The following is a 17342-nucleotide window of genomic DNA, read 5'->3' on the forward strand; positions in this document are numbered from 1 at the left end:
CTGCCACCCCTCGACAGATGAAAAGTGTCTCATATCCTCAGTCCATCTGGCCTCCCCATGTTCAGATGAGCACTCCCCACTCACACCCCTCCCCCCAAGGGTTATCGACGATGACACGCTCCTCTGCGCCCCGCCGCGGTCGACTCCGGCTCCTCGCCACGTTCGCCGCGTTCCTTCTGATCTCGATCGGCTCCTCCACCGCGGCCACCGCCGCCGCCCCGATACGGGTCAGCGACGCCTTCACGCGGACCGTCGCCTCCGGATGGGGTGACTCGTGGGCCGTCTCTTCACCCCGCTCCACGAGTGTGAAGGACGGCGCGGCTGTCATCGCCCTCACGCCCGGAAGAGGCACCGCTCAGTCCTTGCGCAAGATCTCCACGAGGGACGCAGTATTCAGCGCCACGATCTGGCCGCAGAAGGCGACGTCGAAGGGCAATGGCTCGACGACCTCGCTGACGCTTCGTTCCGACGGCAAGTCCTCCTACCAGGCGCGCGTCCGGTTCGGCGTGACCGGCGTCAGCCTGTGGGTGAGCCGTTATGACGGCAGCACCGGCCGGGAAGTCGTGCTGCGATCGTCGAAGACGGTCAGAGGCCTTCCCGCGAACACCCGCATCCGAGCGGAGTTCGCCCTCTCGGGCTCTTCGCCCGTCACGCTCCGCGCCCGGATGTGGGCGGAAGGTGCGAAGAAGCCCGATTGGCAGATCAGAGTCGACGACACCGGCAAGAATCGGATCACACGCGCAGGTCACCCGGCCATCGCGTCCTACCTCTCTGCGAGTTCTTCCGCGAACACGGTTCGGATCGACGACGTCAGCCTGACGGATGCGGTTCCTCCGGTGGCACCGCCGAAGCCGACCGAGCCCACGACACCGACCAAGCCGACGACACCCACGAAGCCGCCGACGCCGGGCACCGACTCGACCGTCGGCAGTATGCCGGTCGGCACCGCAACGTACCCCGTGCCCGCGCGGGCGATCTACGTCGAACCAAAGGGCACACCGACGGGATCGGGCACCAAGGAGGATCCGTACGGCAGCGCCGCCTATGCGGCATCGAAGGCACCGACGGGGTCCACGATCGTCCTGCGCGGTGGGACCTATCGCGAGTACGTCTATGTGGGGTTCAAGAAGGCGCTGACCATCCAGGCCTACCCGGGCGAGGCCGTCTGGTTCGACGGAAGCTCGCGGGTCACCGGGTGGAAGAAGTCCGGCAAGACCTGGGTCACGTCGGGATGGAACCACATATTCGACCACCGAGTGTCCTTCAATCGGGATCAGGACGACACTCGCCGCTTCGTCGACGACACCAACCCGCTTGCGGGGCATCCGGACCAGGTATGGGTGAACGACAAGCCGCTCCGCCAGGTCGGGTCCGCGGGCGCCGTCACAACAGGCACGTTCTACGTCGACGAAGTCGGCAAGCGACTCGTGATCGGGTCGGACCCGACCGGCAAGGATGTCGAGGCGAGCACGATCGCGCGCGCCTTCAAGATTCAGGGCATGAACACGACGCTCCGTGGTTTCGGCATCCAGCGGTACGCCACCACCGTTTCGATGATGGGTACCGTCACGGCCGAAGTGGACGACATCACCCTCGAGAACCTGGTCGTCCGCGACAACGCCACCATCGGTGTCTACGGCTGGAACGACGACAAGCACTTCCGGCGGGTAACGCTGACGGGCAACGGCCTCATGGGGCTGGGGCTCGACAAATCGACGAACGTCACCCTCGTCGATTCGATCGTGTCGGGCAACAACACCCAGCAGTTCAAGCCGGCACCGGCGTCCGGGGGCGTGAAGATCACGAATGCGAACGGGGTCCGCATCGAGCGGAACATCGTCGCCGACAACTCCAGCGCGGGGGTGTGGTTCGACGTGAACTCCCGGGACATCCGTGTCACGGGCAACACGGTCACCGGGAACACGACAACCGGTGTGCAGATCGAACTCAGCGAGAAGGCGGTCATCGCGGACAACCACCTCGCGGGCAACCGCATCGGAATCAACGTGATCAACAGCGGCGACGTCGAGGTGTGGAACAACACCATCTCTTCGTCCTGGCGCGCCGTCTCCTTCAGTCAGGACGCACGCCGGCAGCCGTCCGCAGCCCTCGCCTCGACAGTGCCGTGGGTTCTCGACGATGTCGCCTTCCGCAACAACGTCGTGTCGTTCGGGGCGGAGTCGAGCGGATGCCCCATCCTGGCGCAGGACGAGGAACGCAAGCTCCGCGGCGCGGCCGTCGGGATCTCGATGGACAACAACGTCTACCACCGCCCCGCCGACACGACTCCGGCCAACTTCGCCTGTTGGGCGAACGGGGCGTCGGGGACGGAGGGCTTGAACGACCTGACCGAGCTTCGAGTCTTCACGGGCAACGACAAGCAGTCGGCGCTATGGGTCGGACAACCCATCGTCACGTCGACGCTGACCGTGCGAAGCGACGTGGTCAGCGCGCCTCGCGCGACGCTCGCCGGCCTGCCGGGGAGCATTGCGTCCTCCATTGGCGTCGCTGCGGGCACGAAGCATCCCGGTGCGCTCTCGATACCGTTGAACTGACGGGCCCCCATCACCGGGCACGGCCCTCGGAGCTTACGATGTGATCGTGAGTTCTGAGGGCGGTGAGAGCACGGTCGTGTTCTACCCTGCCGCCCGTGATCTCGGGGCGTGGGCTGATCGTCACGCCAGTGGCACCGCGCCGGATCGCTGGCCCTACGGCCTCGACAGATTGGACGCACACCTCCCGCGGGTTATCGCACGCAACTTCGCACCGGCAACGACCCTCACCCGGGCCGCGCGTCGGATCATCCTCGCGATGCCGCCTTCGCGTCGGCCCTCGCGACCGGTAGGAGTGACGTGGGATGAGAACGCCGGCGCGCTGCTGTCGGCCTCGGTGGGCCTCAGCGCGCGGTACTCCGGCGTCGTCTGGCTCACCGACAGCGTTGCGCGCCGCGGCGAGGCGGCGTTCCGTGGCATGCGTCGTGCACTGCGCCGTATGGACGGGCTGTGGGTGCTGTCTCAGGCGCAGATGGCCCCGCTCGTCGAATTCCTCGGACCGGATGGTCCCCCCGTGCATTACGTCCGATTCGGTGTCGACCACGAGTTCTTCAGACGAGCGCCCTACCCTGAGCGTCCGCTGGTCGTCAGCGTCGGCGGGGACCGCGACCGGGACCCGGAGACCCTGCTGCGAGCGATGGCGATACTCCGCCGACACCGCCCCGATGTGGAGATCGTGGTGCAGAGCAGGACCACACTCTCACCGCCCGAGGGCGTCACCGTCATCCCCTACCTCACGCATGTCGAATTGCGCGACCTCTACGCGCGGGCTTCCGTTGTCTCCCTCGCGACGCGACCCAACCTGCACGTCTCAGGCATGACCGTCGGACTCGAGGCGATGGCAACCGGGCGCCCCCTGGTCATCACGCGGACACCGGGCATGGACGATTACTTCGGCGGGACCTCAGCGGCCCGCATGGTGGAGGTGGGTGATGCGGACGCCGTTGCTCGCGAAACGCTCGCGGCGCTGGACGATCCCGCATCCGCCTCGGTGGTGGCCAGCGCCCGAGCCCACGTCGAGGGCGGCTTCACGACCGCACATCTGGCGGAACGGATCGCGAGGATCGTCACGGAGAGCTAGGCATCGGGTGGCCTGTGCAGCCACCGTTGCGCTGCCTCCCTGCCATCGACGAGGGGCAGCGCGGCCTGGACGTCACCGGCAGAGCGAGAGCTCGTCACCGCGGCGACCAGCGCCTCGACGAGTCGCCCGCCGACGGCAGGCTCGGGCAGGACCCAGTGCTCGTGCTGCTGAAGCCAAGCCGCGATGCCCGTTTCCGTGGTGGTCACGACCAGGCAACCGTTCGCCAGCCCCTCCGCGATCGGCAGTCCGACCTGCTCTCGCCAGAGCGGACGCCGGCGGGACGGGAGGACGAGCACTTTCGCCGAACGCAGTCGGCGGGCTATCTCAGCCCGCGGGGGATCGATCAGGGCCGTGACCCTGTAATCCGCGCCGGCGAGAGCCAGAGCCCTTTCGACCCCCTCCCCGCGCCCGATCACCAGCAGGCGCGCGTCGGGAACCGCGCGGCGCACCTCGGGCCACGCCGCCAGCACCTCAGGGAACCCCTTCCGTTCGGACAGGTCTCCGAGAAAGACGATCTCCCGCTCGCGCGGCGCGTCGACGCCGTCGATCGCCGCCGGGAGGGCTTCGATCAACCTGCTCAGCGGCCGATGCGCCGACCGCGCGAACGCCGTCGCGTAGACGCTCTGGGCGCCCGCGGTGCCGTAGACGATACGGTCCAGCCACCGCCAGAGGAGCGGCGTGGTGAGGTGACGCAGCCGGTGCCGCCATCGGGCCTTGACGGGAAGGTTCCGAATCAGTGTCGCCGGCTCGAGATTCTCGATCGCGTACGAGACGACGAGCGGACGCGTCCGGCCCCGTGCAGCCGCCCGCAGTCGCGCCCCGGCGGCGAAGGCGACGCTCGGCAGCGACGAATCCCCCGCCAGCGGCTCATTCACCTCGATCACGTCGATGTCCGTCGTCAGCGCGAAGACAACCATCCCCCACAGGCTGCGTCGTTGCGCGTCGACGGCATGGGCGAGAGCGGGGTCGAAGTCATACCGGGTGCGACGGTAAAGGATGACGGGCCGCGGCATCATCGCCGCGGCCCGCTCCAGATGCGCAGTCCGCACTACCTCGTAGAGCTGGACGACGCGCATCGTCTCGGCGGTCGGGGTCATTCTCCTCGCACACACCCCGTGGTCACGGTGCCGTCACGATCTTGACGTCGTCGAACGACAGCGCGACCGGGACGTTCGCCGCGGCGTTGGGAAGGTACCCGAAGACGCCCAATGAACCGGCACTCTGGAGACCAGCCGTCGAATCGCTGCGTTCGATCTGCCACGCGGAGGGTTCCGCGTCGGAGGCCTTCCAGATCTTGGCGGAGATGGCCGTCGCGGTCGTGGTCTTCGTATCGACCACGAACCGATAGGTCTGCCCTGCAGCGATCGTCAGGCCCGCGGGCGCGACCGCGGCACCCACCGAGACGCTCTCGCCGCGGAGGACGTTCAGCTTGACGGTGCCGTTGGCGGCGATCCGGGCTCGGACCATCCACTGCGTCGTTCCGACCCGTCGAGCGACGAATCCGACGTACATTCCTTCGTTCACTTTGTCGATCGTGAACGATCCGCTCAGCCTCGTGGAGGTGCTGTCGATGACCGGCGTGTCTGCGTACAGCGATGTGCCCGCACCCACGGACATCGCGCCCACCCCCTGGGCGACGGAGAATCGGCTCGCCGTACCTCGTGTCGTCCACGCCCCACCACTATCGGACGTCCCCCAGGCAGCATTCGCGGTCCGTTCGAAGGAGTCGGCGAACAGGGCGTCTCCGGCCGTCGGTGCTGTCACCGTGACGTCGTGGGTCTTCGTCGCAGTGTCACCGTCGTCATCGGTGACGGTGAGGGTGATCGTGTAGGTCCCGGCTGACGCGTAGGTGTAAGACGCCGTTGCGCCGGTCGCCGTCCCACCGGCCTGGTCGCCGAATTTCCAGGAGTACGAACTGATCGTGCCGTCCGAGTCGGTGGAGGCCCTGCCGTCGACGGCGACCGCCAGACCTGTCGGCGTCGAGCTGAACTCCGCCTTGGGCGCCGCGTTGGCCGCAGGCGCCGCCACGGTCACATCGTGGGTGACGGTGGCGCTCGCGCCGTCATCGTCGGTCACCGTCAGACGGACGGTGTAGGTCCCCGGTGAGGAATACGTGTGCGAAGCGGTGGCCCCCGTGCCGGTGCTGGCGGCCGGGTCACCGAACTGCCACGCGTACGACACGATCCGACCGTCCCCATCCGTCGAGCCCGAGCCGTCCACGTCGACCTTGAGTCCGGCCTCGGTGTGCACGAACTTGGCCGTCGGTGCGACGTTGTCCGTTGTCGGGATGGCTGCATCCGGGTCCATGGCGACGATGCGGTCGAAAGACACCATCACGGGATCGTTCGTCACCGCGGACGGAAGGAATCCGAAGACGCCGATCCGACCCGATGCCTGAAGCGCTGCCGTTCCGTCGGTCACCTCGCGCTGCCACGCCGGTTCCGATCCGCTCGCGGCCCAGACCTTTGCCTTGAGCGCAGTGGGCGATGTCCCGGCGACCACGAACGAGACGTTGTACTTCTGCCCCGCCTGCACCGTGAACGGCAGCAACAACGACGAACCGATGGCCACCGAGTTGTTGCGGAGCACGTACATGCGCGCCGACCCGTCAGCGCCGATCCGCACACGGAGGACGTAGGAGTCCGCCCCGATCTGGCGTCCGACGACACCGACGTAGGTGCCCTCGGCGAGCTTGTCGACCGAGAACGTCGCGTCCACCCTCACCCGATCGATGCTGACCGACGTGGCGTCGGCATAGAGAGTCGTGGCCTTCGGCACGATCAGGTTGCCGCTGCCGCCCGCCACCGAGTAGCGGCTCGCCGTCGAGCGGAGCGACCACGGCCCTCCGATGTCCGGGGTGCCCCAACCCGTGGCCGCGGTTCGCGAGAACTCGTCGCGGAACAAAGGCGTCGCGGTCGCGGGTGCGGTCACGGTCACGCTGGCCGTCTTCGTATCGGTCGCCCCGTCGTCGTCTGTGACCTTCAGGGTGATCGTGTAATCGCCCGACTGCTCGTAGGCGTGAGAGGCGGTGACACCCGTGGCCGTGCCCCCGTCACCGAAGGACCACTCATACGAGGCGATCGTGCCGTCGCTGTCGGCGGATGCTGCGCCGGTCACCGAGACGGATAGACCATCGACGGTGGGCGTGAACGCCGCGGTGGGAGGGACGTTCGCCGGCTCGGCAACGACGACGTCGAGCGAAACCGTATCGGTCGCGCCGTCGTCGTCGGTCACCGTCAGGACGACCGTGTAGGAGCCCGCCTGGGCGTACGTGTGGCTCGGCGACGGAGTCGTGTCGGTCTTGCCATCGCCGAAGTCCCAGTTGAACCCGGCGATGGAACCGTCGGAGTCTCCCGAACCCGACGACGAGAACGTCGCGTCCAGCCCGGTCGCGCTCCACGCAGCCTGCGCAGTCGGCGGGACATTGGCGACGACCGTGATCGGCATCTGCGTCGTGTTCGTGGCGCCGTCGTCATCCGTCACCGTCAACTTCACCGTGTAGTCGCCACCGGATGCGTACGTGTGGGTAGGGTCGGCTGACGTCGACGTCTTGCCGTCGCCGAAGTCCCACGCGTAGGACGCGATCGTCCCGTCCGCGTCCGAGGACGTGGAGCCCTGGAACGACGCCTTCAGGTGGTCGAGCGAGTAGGTGAACTGGGCGGTCGGCGCGATGTTCGGCGTCTGACCTGTCGAGCCGGCGCTGTAGTGCTGCGCCGCATCCGATGCCGTCAGCGCTCGGCTGTACACCGCTGTCTCGTCGTAGCTGCCGGCGAGGAACGGGGAGGACGAGCCCCACGTCGTGTCACCGCCGACCCGCCAGTATCCGTTGTAGGCCTGAGCGGAGGTCTGCGGGTTGGTGCCCACCAGGACACCGTCCACGTACATGGCCATGCCGCCTGCCCCCTGGGTGGCCATGAGGTGGTGCCATTGGCCGTTGTTGTAGGAGCGCTCCGACGTGATCGTATTCGCCTGCCCCGTCCACGTGCCGAACACGAGCCGCCCGTTGTCCTCCATGTAAACGTGACGGTCGTAGTTCGACGATGTCCCGGACTGCGTGTCACCGAAGCCGATGACCTTGCCTCCCTGGGTGGACGTCGTCTTGAACCACGTCTCGAGCGAGAACGCACCTGGGGTGCCGAACTGGGTCATTGAGTAGACGTTCGACCATCCGGACAGCGTGATGGCGGGATCCGTCGTCCCGGCAATGGCGCCTGGGACGTTGCGGGTCACGGTGCCGGCGATCGCGCCCGGCTGGCTCTGGATGCCACTGTCGGCGACATTCATCCCCGAGGTCTCGCCGTAACGCCAATAGAGGTCCGGATCTGCGTTGTAGACGAGTGCGCCGTACGCATCCGTCGGCGCCTCCGGCACGTCGAGCGTGCGACCCGATGCACGGTAGTGCGACTGGACCTCACGGAGCGTGAGGGCGTCACCGTACACCGCGACGTCGTCGATCGTGCCGTTCAGGCGGCTCGAGGACGGCTGGTTCGGCCAACCGCCAATGTTGTCGCCGCCGACCTTCCAGTACCCGGAGTAGCCCTGGCCCGTGGTTGTGTCCGCACGCTGGGCGACACGCTTGCCGTCGATGTAGAGCTTCATCCCCTCGGAGCTCATGCTCGCCACGATCTGGTGCCACTGCCCGTCGTTGTATCCGGCGCTGGAGTTCAGGGTGCGCACGCCTCCGGGGTAGACACCGAACCAGATGCGACCGTCGTTGTCCATGTAGACATGGCGGTCGTAGCTGCCCGAATCACCGGTCGCGTTGCTGCCGAAACCGACAATCTTGCCGCCTGACCTCGACGAGGTCTTCACCCAGCTCTCGATCGTGAACGTGTCGGGACCCGTGACGGGGGTCGCCGTCGCCGCGAAAGTGTTCCCGTCGAATGTCTTGGCAGTGTCGGCATCCGGCAGGATCGCGCCGGCGGATGCAGTCACGGCGCCGTTGACGGTCAGATCGGACGTGCCCGCCCAGTCGGCCGCAGTCGCGGTGTCACTGTCGGAGAATCGCCAGAAGTGTGCCGCGTCGTCCGTGAGCACCTCGCTCGCGTAGTCGCTGAGCGCAGCGTCCGACACAGTCACCGTGATCCAGCTGGACCTCGCCACGTTGCCGTTCGGGTCGGAGGCGACCACGCGATACCTGTGCGAGCTGCCCGGTTCGAGGCCCTTATCGGTGAAGGTCTCGGACAGCGGCTTCCAGAACACCGTCGAGATGGTCTTCTCAGCGATGGGCGTCGAGGATTCGGAGTCGCGGTAGACGCGGTACGTCAGCGAGGTGTCATCGCGATCCCAGTTGGTCTGGTACTTCACACGGACTTCGCCGGAACTGAAGGACTTCGCCGAGAAGTTCCACGCGCTGCCCGAGAGGCGAGGTCCCTGCTGGTTCGGCGCGATGGTACGAACGGCGTAGCGGACGATGCCCTGCTGACGGGCTCCGTTGACGCTGGGGAATTCACCGCCGTAGATGACGTACTTCGAGTTACCCGTCACGGTCCAGACCGCCTGGCTCGTTCCGGTGAACGTGCCGGGAGTGGTCTGCGGGAACCAGTTCAGCAGCTCGGGACGCGGGGTTCCCGGGTGGTCGGGGTATCCGTAGATGTCGCCGGTGTTGGTGCCACGGGCATCCGTTGTCCACGCCGTCGAGTGGTAGAAGGTCCACGGGTCGGTCTGCGGGAATCCGCCGCTGTTGCCGCAGTAGTGTTTGTGGCTCGCGGAGTAGGCGATGTCGCCGACGATCGCGATGTCGTAGGTGTCGCCGTGGCAGTCCTCGATCCAGACGATCGAGCCGTCCGCCCAGCTGACGGCGAAGGTGCCTTCGACGTTGCCGGTGCCGCCGTAGTGCCAGCCGGAACCGTAGAACTTCGTCCCGTCGCTCGCGAGGCTCATGAATCCCGCCGCGTCTCCGCCGTTGCGTACCTGGGTGTTGGCCGGAAGCGGCAAGCCCGCGCCGGTCGTCGCGTCCGCCAGGTAGAGACCGAAGCCCGGGTTGTCGCTGCCACCCACCGAGGTGAAGTTGCCGGAGATCGCCACACGGTCACCCGCGGTGACGACGCTCTGAACCTGCCCGTTGTCGACGGGGACCTCGAACGGCTGCACGGTGGTGCCGGCGGCGTTCAGCTTGACGATGCGTTGCTTCGCCTTGCCCGCGACCGACGTGAAGTACCCGCCGACGAAAACCCCGTCCGCCGTGGCGGCGAGGGACTTGCCGATGCTGTTCAGCCCCGCCGTGCCGCTGACGAGCGTGCCGGTCGGGATGTTGAGAACCGCGAAACGGGCCCGGCTTTGACCGTTCACCTGAGTGAAGGAGCCGGTGACGTAGAGCTTCGTGCCGTCGGGCGATGCAGCGATCTCATTGATGCGGTTGTTGAAGCTCGGCGCGAAGGACGTGATGAGTGCCCCGGTGGTCAGGCTGTACGCGAGGATGTTCCCGCGCGGCGTGAGGCTGTTTCCCGGCGCAGCACCGGCGGGCCGAGCGTTCGAGAACTGACCTGCGGCATAGACGGTGTCCCCCACGATGACCTGAGACCAGACGACGCCGCTGTCGATCTGCACCGTCGGCAGCGAGTCTGCGGACACCGTCTCGGGCAACGTGTCCGCCGCCGCGGCAGCCGGCGGGTCAGCCGCTGCGGCGGCCGTCGGCGCGAGCCCCAAGGCCAGCCCGACCGTGACCACGATCGCGATCATCATCGACAGGGCCGTCCGGCCCACAGAAATCGTCCCCACGATTTGCATCCCCTAATGTGCGTCCGTGCATACGCGCGCCGCGCGTCGTACGGACGGATCCCCAGAAATCCCCCCAAAGGATTTCAGGCACAACATACGCTATGACGGTCGCCTAGCGCGAACTTTATTTCGCAACCGGCCCCGAAGGGTCAGCGGATGTCGCCCTCGAAGGCGATCAGCGGGTCCGAAACGGAGAGATCAACCTCGACCCGCACGTCGGACCGCTGATCCATCGGGAGCTCGAAGACGAACGCCCCCTCCGCGCTCTTCCCGGGCGCCACTTCGTCCGGGAACGCCTTGCCCGCCGGCTTCGAGACCGGATTCGCCTGAAGGCCCGAGTCGCCCTCGTAAAGGGTCACCACAGCGGTGGTCAGGTCGATGGGATCGTCGGAATCGTTCTCGATCTCGACCGTGATGCGAACCGCCGGCCCGCTCACCTCGCCGGGCACGACTGCCTCACCGTCGACGTCGTCGATGGAACTCACGGATACCTCCGGGCCGCCCTGCACCGCCACGGCGTCGTCGAGCTCAGCCGGCGGCAGAGTCTCGCGATCACCGGGATCCGCCTCCTGCTCACCACCGGCGTCCGGGCTCGGTGTCGTCGCAGACTCATCCACGGTCGCAGATGGGCTCGGTACTGGACTGGGCGGCCGACCGGTCGGACTGGGCGAGACGGTGGTCGCCGCGGCTCCGCCCGGGGCCGCATCGGTCTCGGTGCGGCCAGCGCCGATGGCGACGGCGACTCCGATGGCGGCGACGATCGCCGCTGCAGCGACGATCGCGATGATGACACGACCGGGCCCGCGTCGAGGCTCCTCGTTGAGCACCCGCTCCAGGTCCTCGCGGTCCCGCGCGAACGCTTCGTCATCTTTCATTCTGGTCACTCCCCCCACAGAACGTGCCGTCCTCCCCAGTGGACGCGTCGCACGAATCGGACCGAGCCTAGTGGCTCCCAGCTGAGGTCACATCACGGTTCTGCCGCAGGGCCGCATCAGCGATCCTGCGCGCATCTCGCACACCCCTCACGTAGGCGCGCCACGGCGCCGGAGACCGCAGGAGTTGAGCGCGTCCTCCACGCAGTATGACCTCCCAAGCGGATGCCCCCACCGCGGAACGCCAGCGCTCGATCCCCTCCCTCGGGAGGAACCGCGTGCCGAAGAGCATCCGATTGCGGATGTTGAAGTAGTAATAGGTCTCCGACTTGCTGCGCTCACTCTGACCGGCTTCACGATGGGTCGCACCCTCGTCATGCACCGCCACCGCGTTCTCGGCAACGACCAACGACCCGCCGGCGAGCACGACTCGGCGAGAGAGGTCCACGTCCTCCCAGTAGAGGAAGTAGTCCTCGTCGAAGCCCCCCGTCTGACGCCACAGCGCGGCGGTCATCCACAGGCACGCCCCGGTCAGCCACTCCCAGACATCGTCATCCGGATACTGGGATCGTTTCGTCCGCGCGCGCGTGCGACCGTCACTGAGGGCGACGTCGGCGCCGGCGAACCAGGTCATCCCGGCGGGGGTGATGACCCGCGGGGCGCACAGGGCGAGCGGGTCGCGGTCCGTCTCGGCGCGCAGCATCCGCACGGATGCGGCGTCGATGCGTGCATCGGGATTGAGCAGCAGCAGTCCCGTCGCGCCGTGTTCGAGGGCGGCGGCCACGCCCATGTTGATGCCCCCGCCGAATCCGGTGTTGGCGGCAGGCTCGACGAGCATCCAGCCTTCGCGCGCCGAAAGCGCGCGCACCCGGTCGCGCTCCTCGGCGGTGGTGGGGTTGTCCACGAGGACGACGATGTCCGGCCGGGCATCCGCCACCGTGGCGACCAGATTCGTCTCGAGGAGCGCGCTGGAGCCGTAGTTGACGACGATGACGGCCCACGCCTGCGCCTCAGCCGACACGGCGCATCTCGCTGAACCATTTGACGGCCGCGGCGACGAGGAACAACGCGTTCACGACGAACAGCACCCCGTACACGAACAGGAAGAGCGGCGGCACACCCCACAGCAGGAACGCCAGGCACAGGACACCGAAGTCCGTCGGGAGCAGCAGCATGGACCTTCCGAAGGTGCCACCGGCGCGCACATGGGTGGACGCGACCCCGCGTGCCCCCTTGAGGAGGTCGTTCAAGATCATCCCGAAGAAGGTCGCGGTGGCGACGACGGAGAAGCCGATCGGCACCAGCATCACGCGGTCGTCGAAGCCACCGAAGCGATAGAGCCCGATCAGCACCGCGAGGTGCAGGCTGGCGATCTTGAACGCGTCGACGAAATGATCCAGCCATTCCCCCGCGATCGATCCACCGCCCCGCAATCGCGCGACCTGCCCGTCGGCCGAGTCCCACGCGTAGCCGAGGACGAGCAGGACCCCGATCAGGATGCCGGACCACCAGGTCGGCGGCAGCGTGGCGATCAGGGCGATCCCCACGAACGTGTGAGCCGCACTGACCAGGGTGACCTGATTGGGCGTGAGGCCGATGCGGTAGGCGACGGCCGCCAGAAGCCGTCCAATCCTTCGGTTGACGTAAACGGAGTAGGCCGGAGCACCCCGCGCGTGCCCCTTCTGAGCCCCGCGGAGCCGGCTCATCGTCTCCGCCAGGGAGGCCGGCGCCAGAGGGGTGGTCGTCATGTCGTCGCTCCTTGAGCCCGTTCGCCGTAGTGAGTGAGGATGCGGCCGGCGGCGCCCTCGAGGGCGCCGACTCCCCTCATGAGGTCTCGGCGGCCGACGGCGTCGAGCCGCTGGGAGCGCACGACGGCGCCCGTAGCGCACTTCGCGACACCAGCGCCGATGCGGGCACCGCCCGCGAGCACCGCGCGCACCCGGACCGCGGCACGACGGCTCCGCGTTGGAGCGAGCACGAGCCCCACCCGTATCCCGGCAGCGGCCATGCCGCGCATCCGTCGGAGCGCGTGCGCCCTGCTGCGACGCGCCTCGGGCAGATGGTCGTACACGAGCGCCTCCGCGCACCACACCATGCGCGCGCCGGCGCGGTGGAGTTGGCTGGTGAACAGCGAGTCCTCGCCACCGGAGCGCCCGAATCGATCGTCGAACCGGACTCCGCTGCCGCGCACGAAATCGAGGTCCAGGAGGAGGTTGTTGGTGGCCGCCCGTTCGACGGCGGCTCCGGTCGACAGGTGTGCGCGGTGCCCTCTCGCGAAGAAGCCACCCGCTTCGACCCACGGATCGAGGCCACCGTCGACCACGGTGGACACGGGACCGGCGACGGCGTCGGCGCTCAGAGCTCTGGCCGTCTCGAGCAAGCGCGTCAGCCAGTCCTCCGCAGCCGGTGACTCGTCATCGTCGATGAACACCAGGACGTCGTGGGCGCGACTCTCGTCGAGGGCTCGGTTCCGCGCGGCGGCGACGCCGGGGATGGCCTCGTGGACCGCCCTGACGCCGGAACGTCCGTCGACGACGGCCGCCGCCGATCCGTCGGGGTCGTTGTCGACCACGAGCACGTCCACCCGGGCGGCGGCACCGCTCGCCGTCGCGTGGGTCGACACCGCCTCGAGGGCGCCCAAGAGGCGCCGCAGGTCATCGGGGCGACGGAAGGTGGGCACTGCGACCACCACGGAAGGTGCCGACGGGACATCGAAGGGTGCCTCGCTCATCGGCCGCGCGCCACCCGGAGCTTCATGAGCACCCACCGCGGATGCAGCACGGAGGCTGCGACCATGTTGCCCACGAAAGCCAGTGGCCGCCGATTGAGCCACGCGAGCCCGGCCTGGCGGTATCGCAGCGCGCCCGTGTCCTTTCGGTACCAGCGCCATCGGGTGCGCCGATCGGGCTGGTTCGCCCGCTGCCAGTCGCCGAACGAGATGACGTCCTCGCCGTCGAGCTGCGCTCGGTTCCGATAGACGATGTACCGGGTCATCATGCGCTGCGCGGAGATGTGGGAGAACGACATCGACGAGTCGTGGATCCGATACAGCACGTGCGGCTGCGTGAGTATGCGCACCTGCCACCCGGCGGCGTAGACCAGTCGATTCACGATCTCCAGATCCTGGGCGGCGTCGAAATCGGCGTCGTACAGCCCGGCATCCGTGACGGCGTCCCGCCGATACATGATCGCCGGATGCGGAATGAGGATCTCGCGACCCGCTTCGCGCATCTCATGGAACTCCTCGAGCGATCGCGGTCCCACGGACACACGTCCGGCGATGCGCCCCGTCGGACCGAGGTAGCGACCTTCACCCGAGACGGCGCCCAGCGAGTTCTCAGCCCGCAACGTGTCCAGTTGGGCGGCGAAACGACCGGGCAGGACGAGGTCGTCGTGTTCGGCGACCGCGACGAACTCGGGGCACTCGCCGAAGGTGATCCCCCGGTTCAGTGCCCGCGACACCCCGGTGGGCTCGGCGTTGCGCAGCACCGTGACCCGGTCGTCGCGGGCGGCGACCGCGTCGACCAATGCGCCGCTGCCGTCCGTGGACCCGTCGTCGACGACGACGACCTCGCCGTCGACCGGCAAATCGTCCAAGACGCTCTCCAGCGCCGCGGCGACGTACCTCGCCGCATTGTGCACAGGCATGACGACCCTCACGGCCTTCGTCGCCGACTGCGCAGAACTCGTTTCCCCCACGAGCGAAGTCATTCGTGCCACCCCCAAGTAGCCGGATGTTCGCGGACGCCCCAAGCGCCCTTCCCCAGGGACAGTATGACCTGAAAAACCTGCGGTGTCGCTAGTCTGTCCTTCATCGCACCTCGCTGGGGAGAAGAGATGCGGGGTTCATCCACGGTGACGGGGGGCTTGTGGAACAGTCGACAGGGCGCGCGCGCGGCGGAAGAGCCCGCATTCTGATCAGTGCCTATGCCTGCGGTCCGGTTCCGGAGCCGGAGGCCAGCGCGGGCTGGCAGATGGCGACCGCCGCTGCCCGCACGCATGACGTCTGGGTGATCACCCGGCCGCGGTTCCGTCAGGCCATCGAGGGCGCATTGTCGACGGATGCGGCACTGCGGAGCCATCTCCATGTCGCCTACCTCGACCTGCCCCCCGGCATCGTGAGGCTGAAACGTCGCGGAGTCGACCTCTACTGGTACTACGCCCTCTGGCAGCAGGCGCTCGGGCGTCGCGCTCGCGCGTTGCACGCCAACGTCGGCTTCGACGTCGCGCACCACGTCACCTTCGCCAACGACTGGATGCCGTGCGGGCTGACCGCGCTGCGCGACGTGCCTCTCGTCTGGGGACCCGTCGGAGGTTCCAGCACGCTCCCGATCCGTCGCCTCCGCCCGTGGCTCGGCGCGCGCGGGACGCTCACGGAACTCGTCAGAGCGCTCTCGACCGGCCTGTTCCGGCGCCTCTGGGGCGCGCCCGCAGCGCGCCGCGCGGCGCTGGTCGTCGCGCAGAACCCGGACGTCGCCGGCGTGTTCCGGCGCACGTCCAGCGCGGTCGTCGTCGAACCCAATGCCTGCCTCGACGACCTGCCCACCCGCGCAGCCGCGGAGGTCCGCCCCCGCCACGCCGTCTTCGCGGGGCGACTGCTCGCCTGGAAGGGCGCGGCGCTGGCGATCGAGGCACTGGCGCGACCGGAGGCGGCCGACTGGACGCTCACGATCTTCGGCGACGGCTACGAGCGTGCGCGACTCGAGGGGCTGACTCGGCGACTCGGCCTGGGCGCGCGGGTGGAGTTCGCGGGTCACCGGCCACGGCCGGAAGTCCTCGAGGCGATCGCCCGCGCAGAGGTCTTCCTCTTCCCTTCGATGCACGACCAGGCCGGCTGGGTGGTGGCCGAGGCGAGCACCATGGGATGCCCCGTGGTGTGCCTGCCCCTGGGAGGCCCTCCGACCCTCGCCGAGCGCAACGCCCATGTCGCATCCCTGGACGGCGACATCCCCGCATCCCTCGCCCGTCGGCTCGTCGAGGCCGCCGCCCGGGGAGGCGAGCCTCACGACCGATGGTCGGCCCGGCGCCTCCCCGACCTCGTTGCGGGGTGGTACCACGACGCCCTGCGCCCCGGGCGGGGAAGGGCGCCGATCCGCGTGCTGGAGACCTTCGGGGTGCCGAAGCCCACCACCAACCCGTACATCAGCCAGCTCCACACCAGTCTGCGTGCGACGGACGACCTCGAGGTCCTGACCTTCGACTACCGGACTGCGCTGCTCGGCCGGTACGACGTCGTCCACGCGCACTGGCCCGAACTGATGGTCGACGGGCACCGAGCCATCGGACGGTGGAGCCGACGCGCACTCGCGGCGCTGACGGTCCTCAGATGGCGGATCACCCGCACGCCTGTGGTCCGAACCGTCCACAACCTCGAGCGGCCGCAGGGGATCTCGCGATTCGACCACGCCGTCCTCTCGGGGATCGACGCGGCGACCACGCTCGACATCGCGCTCAACGACCGCACTCCGCTGCGCGAGGGCGTGCCGCAGACCGTCATCCCGCACGGCCACTACCGCGACTGGTTCGCGGCACACCCCGACCCGGCGGCGGTGCCGGGTCGGGTCGCCTACGTGGGCCTGATCAGACGCTACAAGGGCGTCGAAGACCTGATAGACGCCTTCACTCAGTGGGACGAGCCGTCGGTGAGCCTGCACATCGCCGGACGCCCGACGTCGCCCGACCTGGCAGCCGCGCTGCAGACCGCGGCGGCATCCGATGGTCGGATCTCGATCGATCCTCGGTTCCTCGACGACGCGGACTTCGTGTCGTCGATCCGCTCCGCGGAGCTGATCGTGCTGCCGTACCGCCACATGCACAACAGCGGGACGGCACTCGCCGCCCTCTCGCTGGACCGCCCCGTGCTCGTCCCCGACAACGCTGTCAATCGTGCGCTCGCGAAGGAATGCGGTCCGCGATGGGTCCACCTGTTCCAGGACTCGATCACCGCTGCCGACATCGAACGAGCATGGAAGGAGTCCCGGAGCGTCAGCGGAGCACCGGATCTCTCCCGGCGGGAATGGGCGGCGGCCGGCGTGCATCACCTCGAAGCGTTCCGACGAGTGGTTCCTGGGCGGTCGTGACGCCCCACCCCGCCGTGGTGTAGTCTCCCCCCATCGG

The 17342-nt window shown here is 68.2% G+C and carries 10 protein-coding genes; 3 read left to right on the plus strand and 7 right to left on the minus strand.

Annotated features, from left to right (window positions below; genetic code table 11):
- The first annotated feature begins 110 nt into the window (after positions 1-110).
- Both ACPEH0_RS07865 and ACPEH0_RS07870 read left to right on the plus strand, forming a co-directional pair.
- Positions 111-2555, plus strand: coding sequence for a right-handed parallel beta-helix repeat-containing protein (locus tag ACPEH0_RS07865; protein WP_366213534.1), 2445 nt, complete (start codon positions 111-113; stop codon positions 2553-2555).
- 76 nt (positions 2556-2631) lie between these two features.
- Positions 2632-3633: a glycosyltransferase family 4 protein gene (locus ACPEH0_RS07870; RefSeq protein ID WP_423719436.1), complete on the plus strand. Its 1002-nt coding sequence runs from the start codon at positions 2632-2634 to the stop codon at positions 3631-3633.
- Here ACPEH0_RS07870 and ACPEH0_RS07875 read toward each other — a convergent pair.
- The 7 genes from ACPEH0_RS07875 to ACPEH0_RS07905 all read right to left on the minus strand — a co-directional run bounded on the left by ACPEH0_RS07875 (position 3630) and on the right by ACPEH0_RS07905 (position 14873).
- The gene (locus tag ACPEH0_RS07875) at positions 3630-4730 is read right to left on the minus strand and encodes a glycosyltransferase (RefSeq protein ID WP_366213532.1); all 1101 of its coding nucleotides are present in this window, start codon (positions 4728-4730) and stop codon (positions 3630-3632) included. The genes ACPEH0_RS07870 and ACPEH0_RS07875 overlap by 4 nt on opposite strands.
- Positions 4731-4752: 22 nt before the next feature.
- Positions 4753-10353, minus strand: coding sequence for a PKD domain-containing protein (locus ACPEH0_RS07880; RefSeq protein ID WP_366213531.1), 5601 nt, complete (start codon positions 10351-10353; stop codon positions 4753-4755).
- A gap of 149 nt (positions 10354-10502) precedes the next feature.
- A complete protein-coding gene (locus tag ACPEH0_RS07885) occupies positions 10503-11228 on the minus strand; it encodes a DUF4352 domain-containing protein (RefSeq protein WP_366213529.1) in 726 nt (241 codons plus the stop codon).
- Between the two features lie 67 nt (positions 11229-11295).
- Entirely contained in the window at positions 11296-12246 is a 951-nt protein-coding gene (locus ACPEH0_RS07890; RefSeq protein ID WP_366213528.1) for a glycosyltransferase family 2 protein, read from the minus strand.
- Positions 12236-12973 (minus strand): CDP-alcohol phosphatidyltransferase family protein, encoded by a 738-nt coding sequence (locus ACPEH0_RS07895; RefSeq protein ID WP_366213526.1) that lies wholly within the window; start codon positions 12971-12973, stop codon positions 12236-12238. The genes ACPEH0_RS07890 and ACPEH0_RS07895 overlap by 11 nt, the downstream gene beginning before the upstream one ends.
- Positions 12970-13917 (minus strand): glycosyltransferase family 2 protein, encoded by a 948-nt coding sequence (locus ACPEH0_RS07900; RefSeq protein ID WP_366213525.1) that lies wholly within the window; start codon positions 13915-13917, stop codon positions 12970-12972. The genes ACPEH0_RS07895 and ACPEH0_RS07900 overlap by 4 nt, the downstream gene beginning before the upstream one ends.
- 35 nt (positions 13918-13952) lie before the next feature.
- Positions 13953-14873 carry a glycosyltransferase family 2 protein gene (locus ACPEH0_RS07905; RefSeq protein WP_366213524.1) on the minus strand — a complete coding sequence of 307 codons (921 nt, stop codon included), beginning with the start codon at positions 14871-14873 and terminating at the stop codon, positions 13953-13955.
- 326 nt (positions 14874-15199) lie between these two features.
- Here ACPEH0_RS07905 and ACPEH0_RS07910 point away from each other — a divergent pair, with 326 nt between their 5' ends.
- The gene (locus ACPEH0_RS07910; RefSeq protein ID WP_366213523.1) at positions 15200-17305 is read left to right on the plus strand and encodes a glycosyltransferase family 4 protein; all 2106 of its coding nucleotides are present in this window, start codon (positions 15200-15202) and stop codon (positions 17303-17305) included.
- The last annotated feature ends 37 nt before the right edge of the window (positions 17306-17342 follow it).

The organism is Microbacterium sp. NPDC079356, from assembly GCF_049545465.1.
GTDB lineage: Bacteria > Actinomycetota > Actinomycetes > Actinomycetales > Microbacteriaceae > Microbacterium > Microbacterium gawkjiense.